15 protein-coding genes are annotated in these 17,274 nt (G+C 47.1%); 14 read left to right on the forward strand and 1 reads right to left on the reverse strand.

Annotation, left to right across the window (positions count from 1 at the left end; translation table 11 throughout):
* Positions 1-193 precede the first annotated feature (193 nt).
* A complete protein-coding gene (bfmR, locus tag OC23_RS04370) occupies positions 194-910 on the forward strand; it encodes a response regulator transcription factor BfmR (protein ID WP_038343070.1) in 717 nt (238 codons plus the stop codon).
* Between the two features lie 110 nt (positions 911-1,020).
* Positions 1,021-2,661 carry a sensor histidine kinase BfmS gene (gene bfmS / locus OC23_RS04375; protein WP_038343073.1) on the forward strand — a complete coding sequence of 547 codons (1,641 nt, stop codon included), beginning with the start codon at positions 1,021-1,023 and terminating at the stop codon, positions 2,659-2,661.
* A 114-nt stretch (positions 2,662-2,775) separates the two neighbouring features.
* Here bfmS and OC23_RS04380 read toward each other — a convergent pair whose 3' ends face one another.
* Positions 2,776-3,132 (reverse strand): hypothetical protein, encoded by a 357-nt coding sequence (locus OC23_RS04380; protein WP_038343074.1) that lies wholly within the window; start codon positions 3,130-3,132, stop codon positions 2,776-2,778.
* 581 nt (positions 3,133-3,713) lie between these two features.
* On the opposite strand from OC23_RS04380, the gene OC23_RS04385 reads away from it, so the two are divergent.
* From OC23_RS04385 to nuoM, 12 genes are all read left to right on the forward strand, one after another.
* Positions 3,714-4,265, forward strand: a complete 552-nt coding sequence (locus tag OC23_RS04385; RefSeq protein ID WP_038343075.1) for an NADH-quinone oxidoreductase subunit A — start codon at positions 3,714-3,716, stop codon at positions 4,263-4,265.
* Between the two features lie 6 nt (positions 4,266-4,271).
* On the forward strand, positions 4,272-4,949 hold the full coding sequence (locus OC23_RS04390; RefSeq protein WP_038343076.1) for a NuoB/complex I 20 kDa subunit family protein: 678 nt from the start codon (positions 4,272-4,274) through the stop codon (positions 4,947-4,949).
* Positions 4,950-5,035: 86 nt separating this feature from the next.
* On the forward strand, positions 5,036-6,823 hold the full coding sequence (nuoC, locus tag OC23_RS04395; protein WP_038343078.1) for an NADH-quinone oxidoreductase subunit C/D: 1,788 nt from the start codon (positions 5,036-5,038) through the stop codon (positions 6,821-6,823).
* Positions 6,824-6,835: 12 nt separating this feature from the next.
* Complete coding sequence (nuoE, locus tag OC23_RS04400; protein ID WP_004638051.1) at positions 6,836-7,345, forward strand: NADH-quinone oxidoreductase subunit NuoE; 510 nt, start codon at positions 6,836-6,838, stop codon at positions 7,343-7,345.
* Positions 7,342-8,667 (forward strand): NADH-quinone oxidoreductase subunit NuoF, encoded by a 1,326-nt coding sequence (gene nuoF / locus OC23_RS04405; RefSeq protein ID WP_038343081.1) that lies wholly within the window; start codon positions 7,342-7,344, stop codon positions 8,665-8,667. Before nuoE ends, nuoF begins: the two co-directional genes overlap by 4 nt.
* Before the next feature lie 11 nt (positions 8,668-8,678).
* Positions 8,679-11,363 (forward strand): NADH-quinone oxidoreductase subunit NuoG, encoded by a 2,685-nt coding sequence (nuoG, locus tag OC23_RS04410; RefSeq protein ID WP_038343082.1) that lies wholly within the window; start codon positions 8,679-8,681, stop codon positions 11,361-11,363.
* A gap of 3 nt (positions 11,364-11,366) precedes the next feature.
* The gene (gene nuoH / locus OC23_RS04415; protein ID WP_004804775.1) at positions 11,367-12,383 is read left to right on the forward strand and encodes an NADH-quinone oxidoreductase subunit NuoH; all 1,017 of its coding nucleotides are present in this window, start codon (positions 11,367-11,369) and stop codon (positions 12,381-12,383) included.
* A gap of 18 nt (positions 12,384-12,401) precedes the next feature.
* A complete protein-coding gene (gene nuoI, locus OC23_RS04420) occupies positions 12,402-12,944 on the forward strand; it encodes an NADH-quinone oxidoreductase subunit NuoI (RefSeq protein WP_005228926.1) in 543 nt (180 codons plus the stop codon).
* Positions 12,944-13,462, forward strand: a complete 519-nt coding sequence (gene nuoJ / locus OC23_RS04425) for an NADH-quinone oxidoreductase subunit J (protein ID WP_171194755.1) — start codon at positions 12,944-12,946, stop codon at positions 13,460-13,462. Before nuoI ends, nuoJ begins: the two co-directional genes overlap by 1 nt.
* Positions 13,462-13,770, forward strand: a complete 309-nt coding sequence (gene nuoK, locus OC23_RS04430; RefSeq protein ID WP_004770776.1) for an NADH-quinone oxidoreductase subunit NuoK — start codon at positions 13,462-13,464, stop codon at positions 13,768-13,770. The genes nuoJ and nuoK overlap by 1 nt, the downstream gene beginning before the upstream one ends.
* On the forward strand, positions 13,767-15,662 hold the full coding sequence (nuoL, locus tag OC23_RS04435; RefSeq protein WP_038343087.1) for an NADH-quinone oxidoreductase subunit L: 1,896 nt from the start codon (positions 13,767-13,769) through the stop codon (positions 15,660-15,662). Before nuoK ends, nuoL begins: the two co-directional genes overlap by 4 nt.
* A 1-nt stretch (position 15,663) precedes the next feature.
* Positions 15,664-17,271 (forward strand): NADH-quinone oxidoreductase subunit M, encoded by a 1,608-nt coding sequence (nuoM, locus tag OC23_RS04440; RefSeq protein ID WP_038343088.1) that lies wholly within the window; start codon positions 15,664-15,666, stop codon positions 17,269-17,271.
* Positions 17,272-17,274 lie beyond the last annotated feature (3 nt).

Raw genomic sequence — 17,274 nt, forward strand, 5'->3', positions numbered from 1 at the left:
ATATATTAAAATTCATAATTTTAATAAAAAGATAACAAAACAGGGTAGGCGTGTATCAGTTTGGTGAACGGCTACTTGTTTACAATGTAAACGTGTGTATATTGCAATTCATAAACCAATGTATCTGTCAGATTTATATAGATAGAGTGACTCGTTTATATAGACGGATTCTCTCAGATTTTAGGGGCAACAAATGAGCCAAGAAGAAAAGTTACCAAAGATTCTAATTGTAGAAGATGACGAACGCTTAGCACGTTTGACACAAGAGTATTTGATTCGTAACGGTCTGGAAGTTGGTGTTGAAACGGATGGTAACCGTGCCATTCGTCGCATTATCAGCGAACAGCCCGATCTGGTGGTACTCGATGTGATGTTACCGGGTGCAGATGGCTTAACTGTTTGTCGTGAAGTCCGTCCTCATTACCATCAGCCGATTTTGATGCTGACTGCCCGTACTGAAGATATGGATCAGGTGCTGGGTCTGGAAATGGGTGCAGACGACTATGTTGCCAAGCCTGTTCAGCCGCGTGTGCTACTGGCACGTATCCGTGCCTTATTGCGCCGTACCGACAAGACCGTAGAAGATGAAGTCGCTCAGCGTATCGAGTTTGATGATCTGGTGATTGATAACGGTGGCCGTTCAGTGACCTTGAATGGTGACCTGGTTGATTTCACCAGCGCTGAATATGACCTGTTATGGTTACTGGCTTCAAATGCAGGCCGTATCTTGTCGCGTGAAGATATCTTCGAGCGTTTGCGCGGAATCGAATACGATGGTCAGGACCGTTCAATCGACGTCCGTATTTCTCGTATCCGTCCAAAAATCGGTGATGACCCTGAAAACCCGAAACGTATTAAGACTGTACGTAGTAAAGGATATTTGTTCGTTAAAGAAACCAACGGCGTTTAATATCGTTTTACAGGGTTTTAACCACTCCACGCCTTGAGCGAAAAGCTTCCTCCCTTGCTTGAGGGAGGGAGCTGGAAGTGAGACTAAATTCGCTTGGAATTATTTACCATATGGTGAGTCGAGTACTAAAAAACAGCATATTCTTGCGGATTTATGCTGGGTTGGTGGTTTTGGTTGTTGTGGTTGCTGCATTCTGTTATCTACTGGTGCAGATCATTAACTACCAGCGGGCGCAGGAATATCGTGAATCTCTTACCGATGGCATTTCCTATGTCATTAGCGAGGGGGTGTCTCGCCAGCCAGAAAAGCAACAGAAACTAGACTGGATTTCCGATGCATCCGATTTGCTGGAATTGCCGATCTATTATGTTGACGCGGAGCGGGTAGAATTATCTCGTACCGAAAAAAAACGCATTGCCGAGCAAAAGTCGGTGGTTCGTTACGATGCCAATAACGGGATTGGCTATATCATTATCGGTCTCAAAGACGATCCCAAGCATTTCCTTTATATCAAGGTTGACAAGATTGGCGAACGCCAGATGAAAGCGTTGCCTATTTTTGTGCTGGATTATCTGATTTTCTATCCGGGACAAGAGCGCGAATACCTCGATAAAATCAAGAAGCACTTCTATTATCCGATTGAAATTGCAGATATTAAAGATGTCAATCTGGATTCGGAGCAAATTGGCCGTTTACGTCAGGATCAAAGTATCTTGCTGTACAAAGACAGTGCGACTGTGCGTGGAACCACCATTTCGATTGTCTCACCTATGCCAAATCATCCTGCACAGGTGCTCATTCTGGGCCCGGTGCCGATGTTTAACTGGATGCCGTTCCAGCTTTCTGCCGGGATTACCCTGTTCAGCCTGTTCCTGTTAAGTCTGGGCGTATACGGTCTGATCTTGCCGCTTGAGCGTAAAATCCGTCAGGTCCGTTATGCCTTGAACAAGATGAAATCAGGCGATTTGTCGCTTCGTGTTCCGATTGAGGGAACCGATGAAATGGCCAATCTGGCTTCCAGTTATAACAATATGTCAGATCATATTCAGCGACTGATTGAAGCCCAGCGTGAACTGATGCGCGCTGTTTCGCATGAACTCAGAACCCCTGTGGCGCGTATCCGTTTTGGTATGGAAATGCTGGCAGAGGAAGATGACTACAATTACCGTATCCAGCAGGTCGATATGATCGACAAGGATATTGAAGCACTCAATACCCTGATTGATGAAATCATGACCTATGCCAAGCTGGAACAGGGCACGCCATCGCTAGATTTTGAAGAAGTAGTGCTGGTTGAAGTGCTGGATCAGGTGGCGATGGAAACCGAAGCGCTGAAGACCCAGAAGGAAATCGAGCTGATTGCGCCGCCACTGGCCCTGCAGGTCGATGCCGAGCGCCGTTATCTTCACCGTGTGGTGCAGAATCTGGTTGGCAATGCGGTACGTTACTGTGATCATAAGGTGCGTATTAGTGGTGGCATCCGTGCCGATGGCAATGCCTATGTCTGTGTTGAAGATGATGGTCCCGGCATTCCTGAACAGGAACGTGCCCGTATCTTTGAAGCCTTTGCGCGTCTGGATGACAGCCGCACCCGCGCTTCAGGAGGATACGGTCTGGGGCTGTCGATTGTTAGCCGTATTGCTTACTGGTTTGGTGGCAAGATTCAGGTCGATCAAAGCCCGAATCTGGGTGGTGCACGCTTTATCATGACCTGGCCGGCAAAACGCTATAAACAAGTCTCGAAAAAATAAACGGCATAAGGGAGTCGCTTGCTGCCTGTATAAAGTCAAAAGTATTAAAAAAGCCAAGGCAATAAATGCTTTGGCTTTTTTTACTGGAAAAATTGTTATTTGGGGTATTTGTCCTTATTCATGAACAGAAGGGTCGGGTTCGATCAGGGGTTTTCCCGAACGCAGGTTGTTTAAGGCATCTGCATTGAAATCAATGAGCAGGGAATTGTTTTTGATATCGATTTTATAGCCTTGAATCAGTGCCTGATCTCCATTTAAGGTTTCGACTTTATAACTGTCGGCAATATTGAGAATACTTTCCAGATTAGTGGTTGTTGCAGCAAAATCCTCTCTAAATACTTCGTAAATATCTCTTAAATCAAAAATTGCATTATCAGCATCCGGATGTTTTCGAACATAACTTTCTATATGACGCATCAGTAGTTGTGAAAAAAAGAAATAATCCGAGTCGTGTGTGTATTCTAGATGCATGTTTTTCTCCTTCTTTGCTTTTCTTAGAATAACGATCTATTGCTTGAGCTGTGTATAAAGATAATTAAAGTATTTAGCTGAATTGCAACATATTATGTCGAAAGGGCTGGCCGGTTTTACTCCGGACTTTGACCTTGCACGCTCTTGTTAACCAGCGGCTGGAATCATTGCCCAATCGCAGAGGGGAGCTCTGATGGATGAATATAAAAAAACAGGGTTTGCCAGAGAAGGTTTTGTATAAAATTTCGGCAATAAATAGTATAAATGCAATAGGTTAGTTTTTCCGGTTATATTTCTGAACCGGACTTATAAATAATGAAGTTTCAAATATAAAATAAAGAAAAAAATGATCAATATGTGTTATTTGATTAGATATTTCGATTTTTAGGGGTGAATTAACAGTGATCTACGATATATCTGTAATTTTATGGACAAAATCATCCGAAAGACTAAAGCGCTTCAACTAGCATGAGAAATTAGAAATCAGGTACAATTGGCGGGATTAATTTTGTGTTTGGTGTATTTGAAGGCCAATACATACATTCTTTGTTAAAAATAGGCCTGCCAGGAGTTATCCCCGCATGAGTGCCATTACTCCATACGATTGGGCAATAATTGCCTTCGTGATCGGCGTTACATTTCTTTGCGTTTTTATGCTCACTGTTCCCTTACTCCTAGGGGGTAAAGCATGGGGACGTGCAAAGCAAGAGCAGTTTGAGTCAGGTGTAGTTAGTGCGGGCGGTGCTCGTATCCGCTTGTCTGCCAAGTTCTATTTAGTTGCAATCTTCTTTGTGGTTTTCGATCTGGAAGCCCTCTATCTCTACGCCTGGTCCACTTCTGTCCGTGAAGTCGGCTGGGTCGGTTTTGCAACGGCTGCAGTCTTTATTCTGGTTTTACTGATTGGCTTGATTTATGAGCTTTCAACAGGTGCACTGAACTGGGCGCCTTCTGATCGCCGTAAAGCTGCTGGCATTAAAACCAATATTGGTTCGCCAAATATGAACATTGCCGACATTACCCGATTCAATAACATTGAAGAGTTGGTTGTCGATCCTACTGGTCATATTCCAGCACAGTCTTCTGGTCGTGTTAAATCTAAAACACCGACTACCTCAACATCTGAACAGGAGTAAGTCGGGATGAAATATACTTTAACCCGTGCGAATCCGGATGCCGATCAATATCCATTGCAAGATCGTCAAATCGTAACTGATCCACTTGAGGAAGAAGTTAATAAAAGTGTGATGATGACACGTCTTGAAGATGTGTTGCATACCGCAGTGAACTGGGGCCGTAAAAACTCTTTGTGGCCATTTAACTTCGGTACATCTTGCTGTTACGTCGAATATGCAACCACCCTGACCGGTGTGCATGACATGTCGCGTTTTGGTGCCGAGGTAATTCGTGCTTCACCGCGTCAGGCTGACTTGATGATTGTTGCAGGAACCTGTTTTGTCAAAATGGCGCCTGTAATCCAGCGTCTGTATGAACAGATGCTTGAGCCTAAATGGGTCATTTCAATGGGTGCTTGTGCTAACTCAGGTGGTATGTACGACATCTATTCTGTGGTTCAGGGTGTAGATAAAATTATTCCTGTAGATGTGTATGTCCCGGGTTGTCCACCTCGTCCAGAGGCACTGATCCAGGCATTGATGTTACTTCAAGACCAAATTCAACTAGAGCGCCGTCCACTTTCAGCGGTTATTGGTGATGATCTTCAGCCCGTGTATAAGCCAAAGATGATGCCAGAACGTGACCGTAAGAATGCTGAACGTATTGCGGTGAAAAACTTACGCTCTATGGATGAAATTAAATAATTTTAACGATGCGTTTTTGACATGTCCGTGATGGATATGGTCATCGAAAAATTGCCAGAATTTGTATTAAATAGGAAGCCAAGCCAATGGCTGAAACTGACATTGCTATGCCAGAATCAACGCCAGTTGATTCACGCCCAGCATTTGCAATTGTAGAAGAGCTCAAAACCAAATTTGGTGAGAACTTTTACGTGCAGGCGACTTGTGAAGAGTTTCCAACAGTCTGGGTTGAGCGCGCACGCGTGCAAGAAGTCCTCATGTTCCTCCGTAAAGTGGAACGTCCTTATGTCATGCTGTTTGACCTGTCAGCGGTAGATGAGCGTTTACGTGTTCACCGTGACGGTTTGCCAGCATCTGACTTCACCGTGTTCTATCACCTGTTATCACTTGAGCGTAACAGTGACATTCGTATCAAAGTTGCATTGAATGAAAATGATCTGAGCATTCCGACTGCAACCAATATCTGGCCAAATGCCAACTGGTACGAACGTGAAGCCTACGATATGTTTGGTATCGATTTCGCCGGGCATCCAATGCTCCGCCGTATCCTGTTACCAACCTATTGGGAAGGTCATCCGTTACGTAAGGAATATTCTGCGCGTGCGACAGAATATACCCCGTATATGCAAGACCAGGCGAAACAGGATTTTGAACAGGAACACTTACGTTTTGTCCCTGAAGACTGGGGGCTAAAACGCGGTAATGATGATGAAGACTTCATGTTCCTGAACCTGGGGCCTAACCATCCATCTGCGCACGGTGCCTTCCGTGTGGTATTACAGCTGGACGGTGAAGAAGTCAAAGACTGTGTGCCGGATATCGGTTATCACCACCGTGGTGTGGAAAAGATGGCTGAACGTCAGACCTGGCATTCATTCATTCCTTACACAGACCGCGTTGACTATCTGGGTGGCTGTGCGCAAAACATGCCATACGTGATGGCGGTGGAGCAGCTTGCAGGGATTAAGGTACCTGAGCGTGCACAAGTCATTCGTGTCATGTTAAACGAGTTATTCCGTATCAATAACCACTTGCTGTTCTGTGGTACCGCGATTCAGGATGCCGGTGGTATGACGCCTGTATTCTATATGTTCGCAGACCGTCAGAAGGTCTATGACATCGTTGAGGCGATTACCGGTTACCGTATGCATCCGGCATGGTTCCGTATCGGCGGTACGGCACATGACCTTCCAAATAACTGGCAAAAGCTGGTTAAAGAGTTATTGGAATGGATGCCGAAACGTCTGAACGAGTACTACACGGCGGCACTGAAAAATTCGGTATTTATTGGCCGTACCCGTAATGTTGCGCAATACGATGCTAAATCGGCATTGGCATGGGGTGTGACCGGTACCGGTTTACGTGCGACGGGTATTGATTTTGATGTGCGTAAATATCGTCCATATAGCGGCTATGAAAACTTTGATTTTGATGTGCCAGTTGAATATGAAGGCGATGCCTATGCACGTGTACTGGTTCACTTCCGTGAAATCACAGAATCATTAAAAATCATTCAGCAGTGTCTGGACAACATGCCTTCTGGTCCATATAAAGCGGATCATCCACTGGCAGTTCCACCACCAAAAGACAAGACCCTACAAGATATTGAAACCTTGATTACGCACTTCCTGAGCGTGTCATGGGGTCCTGTCATGCCTGCGGGTGAAGCATCATTCATGACTGAAGTGGTGAAGGGTGCGAGTACTTATTATCTCACGTCTGACAAGTCGACCATGAGCTACCGTACCCGTATTCGTACACCAACGTTCACGCACTTACAGCAAATTCCTTCCGTGATTAACGGCAGCCTGGTATCTGACCTGATCATTTATTTGGCGACCATTGACGTGGTTATGGCTGACGTGGATCGCTAGGGGTAAACGATTATGATGATTTTGACTGATAAAAAACCACGTGTGAATGTTGAAGGGATTTTGACTGCGGATGAAATCCATGAAATTGAACATCACATTGGTCACTATCCGTACCCGCGTGCAGCATCGCTTGATGCCTTGAAGTGCGTACAACGCCGTAATGGCTGGGTAGATGACGCGCAAATGAATGCGATTGCCCAGCTGCTGACCATCAGTGTGGCAGACCTGGAAGGGGTGGCTACGTTCTATAACCGTATCTATCGTCAACCGGTTGGCCGTCACGTGATTTTGCTATGCGACTCGATTGCATGCTTCCTGATGGGCGCTGAAACCTTGGCAGAAGCGTTCCAGCGCGAGCTGGGAATCCAGTATGGACAAACCACAGCCGATGGCCGTTTTACCTTGCTCCCGATTTGCTGTCTAGGCAACTGCGATAAAGGTCCTACCTTAATGATTGATGAAGATACACACGGTTTAGTGGATGTGTCATCAGTTAAACAGTTATTGGAGAAGTATGTATGAATACTGAACCAAAACCAATTTATGGCGACGGTAATCCGGAAACTCATCCGCTCACCTGGCGTTTGAGCAAACAGGATGCAGTACGTAATGCAGACGAGTACGAAGCATTAGAAGGCTATGCAGGCTTTAAGAAAGCCCTTGGCATGCCACCAAAAGACGTACTTGAAGTCATTAAGGCTGCAACGGTAAAAGGCCGTGGCGGTGCCGGCTTCCCGGCAGGGATCAAATGGTCGTTGATGGCGCCTAATGATGGCGGTCCACGTTATTTGATCTGTAATGCCGATGAAATGGAACCGGGTACTTTCAAAGACCGCCTGTTGATGGAAAAACTTCCTCATCAACTGATCGAAGGCATGCTGATTGCAGGTTATACCCTGGAGGCGACCCAAGGCTATATCTTCATTCGTGGAGAATATATTGAGGCAGCTCAATACTTAAATGACGCCTTGGAGCAAATCCGCGCCAAAGGTTACCTGGGTGAAAACATCCTGGGTACAGGCTGGAACTTCGACTTGCATGTCCACACCGGTGCAGGCCGCTATATCTGTGGTGAAGAAACCGCACTGATCAACTCGCTTGAAGGTCGCCGTGCCAATCCGCGTACCAAGCCGCCATTCCCGCAAGTAGCAGGGGCATGGGGCCGTCCAACGATTGTCAACAACGTTGAGACCTACAATAACTTGCCAGCAATCATGTTGCGTGGTCCGGAATGGTATATCAACCTTTCAGCAGGCAAGTCCAAAGACCCGGGTACCAAGATTTACGGTGCATCCGGTAAAGTGAAATTCCCGGGCCTCTGGGAACTTCCATTTGGTACGACTGCGCGTGAAGTGATTGAAGAGCACGCGGGGGGCATGCGTGACGGCCTAACCCTGAAAGCATGGTTACCGGGCGGTGCATCAACCGACTTCCTGGCTGCAGAACATATCGACCTGCCAATGGATTCGGAAAGCATCATGAAAGCCGGTTCACGTTTAGGTACGTGCCTGCTTATGGTGGTTGATGAAACCCAGTGTATGGTTTCTGCTACACGTAATTTAGAAGAATTCTTTGCGCGTGAATCTTGTGGCTGGTGTACACCATGCCGTGATGGTCTACCTTGGGCGGTAAAAGCCCTGAAAGCACTTGAAAATGGTGAAGGGAAGATGGAAGACATTCAGCATCTTCAGGAACTCACCAAAAAATTGTGGATTGGTAAGACCTTCTGTGCCCACGCACCGGGTGCGATGGAGCCACTGATGGGCGCATTAAAATATTGGCGTCATGAGTTTGAAGCAAAGGTTAAAACCCATGCTCCGGCTCTTGACGTAGAACAAGCTTAAGGAATTCGACTATGGCTACAATTCATGTCGATGGAAAATCGTATGAAGTCAACGGCTCAGAAAACTTGCTGCAAGCATGTCTTAGCCTTGGTATCGACATCCCGTATTTTTGTTGGCACCCATCCTTAGGTTCTGTTGGTTCTTGTCGTCAATGTGCGGTGACCCAGTATGCGAATCCTGAGGACACACGTGGACGCTTGGTGATGTCATGTATGACACCTGCTGCCGACAATACCTATATCTCGATTGAAGACAAAGAAGCAACGGACTTCCGTGCGTCGATCGTTGAGTTCTTGATGACCAACCACCCGCATGACTGTCCGGTCTGTGAAGAGGGTGGTCACTGTCATTTACAAGATATGACAGTCATGACCCAGCACGATCGTCGTCGCTACCGCTTTACCAAACGTACCCACTATAACCAGGAGTTAGGGTCGTTTATTGCGCATGAGATGAACCGTTGTATCGCGTGCTACCGTTGTGTGCGTTACTACAAAGACTACGCTGGCGGTACGGACTTTGGGGTCTATGCCAATGCATCACGTGTCTATTTCGGTCGTCCGGAATCAGGAACTTTAGAATCTGAATTCTCGGGTAACCTGACTGAGGTCTGCCCGACTGGTGTATTCACCGACAAGACGCATTCAGCACGTTATAACCGTAAATGGGACATGCAATATGCGCCGAGCGTATGTCATGGCTGTTCTTCAGGTTGTAACATTTCTCCGGGTGAGCGTTATGGCGAAATCCGTCGTGTTGAAAACCGTTTCAATGGCTCGGTAAACCAGTACTTCCTTTGCGATAAAGGCCGTTTCGGTGTGGGCTATGTCAACCGTGAAGACCGTCCACGTCAACCGCAGTTCCGTAATGGTGAAACTGTTGCGACGGTGAGTGTGGATCAGGCACTTGATCAGGTGATTGCCCAGTTGCAAGGCAAGAAAGTGTTAGGCATTGGTTCGCCACGCGCAAGCCTGGAATCAAACTATGCACTGGGTGAACTGGTTGGACAAGACAACTATTCAACCGGTATGTCTCAAAAAGAGCAGAATCTGGTTGAGCTGGCTGCTTCAATCATGCAAACACAGGGCATTTACAACCCGAACATGCGTGAAATTGAAAGCTATGATGCCGTGTTGATCTTGGGTGAAGACTTGACCCAGACTGCACCACGTATGGCTTTATCTGTTCGTCAGGCTGCGAAAAACAAAGCCAGAGAAATGGCGGCTGCAACACGTACTCCAGACTGGCTGGCAGAACCTGTACAACGTATCGGTCAAGATGCAAAATCACCAATCTATATCCTTGCTGCAACGCAAACGCGTTTAGCAGATGTAGCAACCGGTGAAGTGGTTGCATCGCCAAACGATATCGCACGTTTAGGTTTTGCGGTTGCTGCGGCAGTGAAAGGCGAAGCGCTTTCTGGTTTGGCGGATGATGCCAAAGCATTTGCACAAACCATTGCAGATACTTTAAAAGCTGCGAAAAAGCCATTGATTATCTCGGGTACCAGCCTGCAAGATCCTGCGATCATGGAAGCTGCGGCTCAAGTTGCACAAAACTTAGGTGAACATGCAGGCTTGTCACTGACTGTGCCTGAAGTGAACTCGATGGGCCTGGCACTGTTCGGCGGTTTAAGTCTGGAACAGGCCTTTGCACAAGATTATGATGCGGTGGTCGTGGTTGAAAATGATCTAACCCGCCGTTTACCAGTGGCTCAGGTTAAAGCTGCGCTGGACAAGGCTGAAACCGTAATCGTGCTGGATCATAGCGAAACTGAAACCTTGAAACTGGCAGATATCGTACTTTCAGCTGCAAGCTTTGCTGAAGGTGATGGTACTGTAGTCAGTCAGGAAGGTCGTGCACAACGTTTCTATCAGGTATATGACCCAAGCTACTACAAGCCTGAATATGCGATCAAAGAATCCTGGCGCTGGCTACATGCCGTTACGACCGGTCTTAAAGGCAAGCCGGTGGACTGGACATTGCTGGATGATGTGATTGAAGACATTGCCAAGAATGTTCCTGTGCTTGAAGCGATTCAGGATGTTGCACCAGATGCGGGTTACCGTATCCATGGCTTGAAGATTGCGCGTGAACCACGCCGTTATTCTGGCCGTACGGCAATGCGTGCGCCGTTATCGATTCACGAACCGAAACAGCCAACCGATCCAGACTCGGCCTTGACCTTCTCGATGGAAGGCTATGTCGGTAACCAGACCGCTTCGTCACTGGTACCGTTTGCATGGTCTGCGGGCTGGAACTCGCCACAAGCCTGGAACAAATATCAGGATGAAGTGGGCGGTCACTTAAAAGGTGGTGATTCCGGTATCCGTTTATTTGATCGTCTGGCAAAACGTCCTGCGCGTAGCTATGTGGCACCGTCAGCGGTTGTTGTGAACCCGGAAAGCTTCCGTCTTGTGCCAATGCACCATATTTTTGGTTCTGGCGAATTCACCATCAAAACACCTGCAATGGAATCGCGTATTCCTGAAGCCATGTTTGCAGTGGGTGAGCAAGATGCATCACGCTTAAATGTTCAGGATGGTCAACGTATTACCGTGCAAGCGGGCGAGACCAGCATCAGCTTGCCAGTACAAGTGATCGAATATTTACCAACAGGCTACATCGGTTATCCAATTGGTTTGGCACCGACAGTATCATTGGCAGAGCCTGTGTCTGTGGCGGTAGGAGTGTAATTCATGAATCAGGAAATTATACGTCAAACGCCACTTTGGGCTGAGAACTGGCCAATCGCCTATTCGGTGATTCAAGCCATTGTGATCTTGCTGGTGGTGGTTCTGGTTGCAGCCTTGATGTCATTCATTGAGCGTCGTCTCCTGGCATTATGGCAAGACCGTTATGGTCCAAACCGTGTTGGCCCGGGTGGTATGTTCCAGATCGTTGCCGACATGCTCAAGATCATGTTCAAAGAAGACTGGACACCAAAGTTTGCAGATAAACTGACTTTCCGTCTGGCACCAGCAGTTGCAATGGCAACTGCGGTACTGTCATTCATGGTGATCCCGGTGAGTCCTACACTGGGTGTTGCCGATATGAGTATCGGCCTGTTGTTCTTCATGGCAATGGCGGGTATCGCGGTTTATGCAGTGTTATTTGGTGGTTGGGCGTCTAACAACAAATACTCATTACTGGGTGGTCTGCGTTCAGCGGCTCAAACCATTTCTTATGAAGTGTTCCTGGGTATTTCATTGATGGGTGTGGTTGCAATTGCAGGCTCATTCAACCTTCGTGAAATCGTTGAAGCACAACGTGATATGTGGTTCATCATTCCCCAGTTCCTGGGCTTCCTGATCTTTGTGGTTGCGGGTGTTGCGGTGACTCACCGTCATCCATTTGACCAGCCGGAAGCCGAGCAGGAACTGGCCGAAGGTTACCATGTTGAATATGGTGGTATGAAGTGGGGGATGTTCTTCGTTGCTGAATATGTCAACGTGGTACTGATCTCTGCCTTGATCGTAACTTTATTCTTCGGCGGATGGCTTGCACCATTTAACCTGGAAATTCCATTTGTTCCACCATTATTCTGGTTCGTGATTAAAACAGCATTCTTTGTAATGATGTTTGTCTTGGCTCGCGGTTCGTTAATGCGTCCTCGTTATGACCAGGTCATGAACTTTGGTTGGAAAGTTTGTTTGCCATTGGCGTTGGTCAACTTGTTAGTGACTGGTGCTGTGATTCTGATGAATCAGGCCTAGGACAGCAAGGAGTACAAAATGTATAAAATTCTAGCTGGATTCGGATCGATTGTACGTTCGTTGTGGATGGTATTCAGCCATGTCACGCGTAAACGTGACACAATCTTGTATCCAGAAGTACCAGGTGAACAAATTGCACCTCCACGCTACCGTGGCCGTATCGTGTTGACACGTGATCCGGATGGTGAAGAGCGCTGTGTGGCATGTAACCTGTGTGCGGTTGCTTGCCCGGTTGGCTGTATTTCATTGCAGAAAGCGGAAAAAGAAGATGGGCGCTGGTATCCGGAGTTTTTCCGTATTAACTTCTCACGCTGCATTTTCTGCGGGATGTGTGAAGAAGCGTGCCCGACCACTGCAATCCAGATGACACCTGACTTTGAACTGGGTGAATATGTACGTCAGGACTTGGTCTATGAGAAAGAAAACCTGCTCATCTCTGGCCCGGGTAAATATCCTGACTACAACTTCTACCGTGTTACCGGTATGGCAGTGAGCGGTAAAGACAAAGGTCAGGCACAAAAAGAAAGTGCACCAGTTGATGTACGGAGCTTATTACCATGATGTGGCCATTTTATTTGATGGCACTTGTGGCCATCGTATCGACAGTCCGTGTTGTGACCAACACCAATCCTGTGCATGCGTTACTTAGCCTGATTGTTTCGCTTCTTGCTGTTGCAGGCATTTTCATGATCGTGGGTGCGCCATTTGCCGGTGCGCTTGAGATCATCGTTTATGCCGGTGCAATCATGGTCCTGTTTGTCTTCGTTGTCATGATGCTGAATCTTGGTCAGGATACGATTGCACAGGAAAGCAAATGGCTGACCTCAGATGCCTGGGCCTATCCTGCCTTGATGAGCTTCTTGTTAGGCCTGATTCTGGTATGGATGTTAGGCGGTGAGTACACCACGATTTCTGCGCCGATGGGTACAGAGGTTGTTGGCCCTAAAGCCGTTGGTCAAGCCCTATTTACTCACTATCTATTATTGGTAGAAGTTGCCGCGATGTTATTGCTTGCAGCACTGGTTGCAGCATTCCACTTAGGCAAACGTGAACCAGGTGCAGAAGAGGATAAAGAATAATGGGACACATCCCTTTAGAACATGGTTTGATCGTTGCAACCATCCTTTTTGCACTGGGTTTTTACGGTGTAATGGTGCGACGCAACCTTTTGTTTATGCTAATGAGCCTTGAAATCATGATGAATGCCGCTGCGTTGGCATTCGTCCTGGCAGGTAGTGTTTGGGCGCAACCAGATGGACAGGTAATGTTCATCCTGATTCTGACCCTGGCTGCAGCCGAGGCATGTATCGGTCTTGCGATCGTCCTTCAGTTTTATCATCGCTTCCATCACCTGGATGTGGATGCTGCTAGTGAGATGCGCGGATGAGTACATTATATTTAACCGTTTTATTTCCGCTCATTGGTTTTATCCTTTTAGCGGCGGGACGTGACAAACTTTCTGAAAATGTTGCTGCGATTATTGGCGTAGGTTCGGTTGGTTTATCTGCATTATTTGCTTTGATTGCCGGCCTAGCATTTACCAGCAGCGGTCAAACCGTTTTTGTCCAGCATTTATGGACCTGGTTCAGTGTTGGCGGTTTTGAGCCGGGTATCAGCTTACACCTTGACGGTTTGTCATTGTTGATGACAGGCATGATCACCGGTGTCGGTTTCCTGATTCACATCTTCGCGTCATGGTATATGCGCGGTGAAGAAGGCTATGCGCGTTTCTTCTCTTATTTCAACCTGTTCGTTGCCAGCATGTTGTTGCTGGTTCTGGGCGATAACCTGGCGTTATTGTTCCTGGGTTGGGAAGGCGTAGGTCTGTGCTCATACCTGTTGATCGGTTTCTACTACTCGAACCCTGCCAATGGCTGGGCAGCCATCAAGGCATTTACCGTGACCCGTGTGGGTGATGTATTCTTGCTGATCGCCCTGTTCTTGCTTTATCAGCAGTTTGGTACCCTGAATACCCAGTACATTGTTGAAAATGCAGCAACTGTGATGACACAAAGTTCATCATTATCGATCTGGACTGCATTGATGTTGTTCCTGGGTGCGGCAGGTAAATCGGCACAGATTCCATTACAAACCTGGCTGGCCGATGCGATGGCGGGTCCGACCCCAGTATCTGCATTGATCCACGCTGCGACCATGGTAACAGCGGGTGTGTACTTATGCTGCCGTATGTTCTCGGTAATCGAAATGGCACCAGAGGTGATGCAGTTCATCTCGATTACGGGTGCAGTAACCTTGCTTGTCGCTGGTTTTGCCGCATTGGTTCAAACCGATATCAAACGTATTCTGGCTTACTCAACCATGAGTCAGCTCGGTTATATGTTTATGGCCGTAGGTGCTGAAGCGTACCAGGCAGGTTTATTCCACATGCTGGCTCACGCCTTCTTCAAAGCATTATTGTTCCTTTCTTCAGGTGCAGTGATTCTGGCATGTCATCACGAACAGAACATCTTCAAGATGGGTGGCTTGCGTCACAAGATCCCGTTTGTATTCTGGTGTTTCGTTATTGGTGGCGGTGCATTGGCAGCACTTCCAATCGTAACCGTCGGCTTCTTCTCTAAAGATGCGATCTTGGGTGCGGTATATGCTCAATCGACCATTGCCAACCTTCCGCTTTACAATACCCTGTACTGGGTGGGTGTTGCGGGTGCATTCTTAACATCGATCTATACATTCCGTCTAATCTGGGTGGTATTCTTCGGTGAAGAGAAAACTCATGCCCACGCTATTCATGGTGTGACCTATTGGGGACCACTGGCGATTCTGGCTGTATTGTCAACAGGCATTGGTTACTTCCTGCAAGCGCCGGTTGCCAAGTTATTGACGGCTGCCAATATTCCTGGTTTTGTGATTCCTGAATCTCTGGAAGCTGCCGTTTCTCATGCCGAACATTTAGCAAGTGGTGTTGCCCTTGTTGGTTTGGCTGTCGGTATCTTCCTGTTTGCCTTTGCTTACGGTGCAGTGAAATCATTTGCCCAGACTTCTTTGGGTTCTGGTTTGGCTCATATCTGCCGTACTGCATTCGGTTTCGATGCCTTGTATGACATCGTCTTTGTAAAACCTTATTTATTGATTGCGAAAATTTTAGGTCGTGATCCGGTTGACGGTTTATGGTTGTTGCTTCCTGCCATTGTGAAAGGTGGTAACAGCTTTACCAGTTCGCGTCAGACCGGTTCACTACGTGAATACGCATCAAGCATGTCACTCGGTGTAGTGGTGTTATTGATGATCTTGATCGTGATTCAGGTTGTGGGGAAATAAAATGGAAAACAATTTAATTTTACCCGCACTGATTTTAGTTCCATTCATTGCTGGTTTTATTTGCTGGCTGGTCGATAAATTCGACCAGCACTTACCGCGCTGGATTGCCTTGATTGGTATGCTCATTACTTTTGGTTTGGGCATTGCACTCTGGCAAAGTGGTAACTATACCTATGAACTAGGCGGACAGTTCCCAGAGTGGGCAGCTGTATTTGATGTGCCATGGATCAAGACGCTAGGGATTCATATCACCCTGGCGATTGATGGTCTGTCATTACTGATGGTATTGCTGACAGCGCTACTGGGTATTCTGGCTGTGGGCTGTTCATGGGGCGAGATCCAGAAAAATGTTGGTTTCTTCCACTTAAACCTGCTTTGGAGCTTAGGTGGCGTAATTGGTGTATTTCTGGCGATTGACCTGTTCCTGTTCTTCTTCTTCTGGGAGATGATGCTTGTACCAATCTACTTCCTGATTGCGTTATGGGGGCATAAAGGTTCAAATGGTCGTTCACGTGTTTATGCTGCAACCAAATTCTTCCTCTATACCCAGATCGCTGGCCTGATCATGCTGATTGGTATTCTGGGGCTGGTGATGTATGGTTACTCTCACTCAGGTGAGATCAGCTTTAACTATTACTACCTGATCTCGGTTGCCAACCATCTGGAGCAAGACATTCCTGCACTGGCTTATGCCTTCATGGTGTGCCTGTTCATCGGTTTTGCTGTGAAACTGCCTGTGTTCCCATTACATGGCTGGTTGCCTGATGCGCATGCACAAGCACCAACAGCGGGTTCTGTGGACCTGGCTGGTATCCTGATCAAAACAGCAGCGTACGGTCTGATTCGTTTCGTGATTCCTTTCTTCCCGATAGCATCGGCTCAATTTGCCGATATCGCAATCATTCTGGGCTTGATCGGTATTTTCTACGGTGCATTCCTTGCGTACCAGCAAACCGATATGAAGCGCCTGCTTGCGTATACGTCTATTTCGCACATGGGCTTTATTTTGCTTGCCATCTATGCCGGTAATATCCTGACTTTCCAAGGTTTGATGATCATGATGCTGGCACATGGCCTGTCATCTGCTGCATTGTTCATTATGTCGGGTCAGGTGTATGAGCGTTTACATACGCGTGATTTACGCTTAATGGGTGGCCTACGTGGTCAGCTTCAATACCTGCCATTCTTCCTGATGTTCTTCGTTGCAGCACTTGTTGGTGTACCGGGTCTGGGTAACTTTATTGGTGAATTCCTGATTCTTATGGGTTCATTCAAAACTTATCCGGCCTTTACCATCATTGCAGCAGTGAGCCTGGTCTTTGCTGGTCTTTATGGTTTGATCCTGATTCACAAAGCCCTGTTTGGTGAGCCAAACCCGGAGCAGAAACAGCACTATACCAGCCCGCTGAAAGATTTATCTGCACGTGAAGTCAGCATTTTGATGATCTGTGTGATCGGTCTGGTTTGGTTAGGTATTTACCCACAAACCTTCCTGGATGTATCGCATTCAAGCATGCAGTGGTTAGTAAATAGTTATATGCCAGTACAAGAAGTTGTTGAAACTGTTCAACAGGCTGCAACTCAACTTGAACATGTGGAGATGCAATAAACC

The sequence above is a fragment of the Acinetobacter sp. A47 genome (assembly GCF_000805455.1).
Classification (GTDB): domain Bacteria; phylum Pseudomonadota; class Gammaproteobacteria; order Pseudomonadales; family Moraxellaceae; genus Acinetobacter.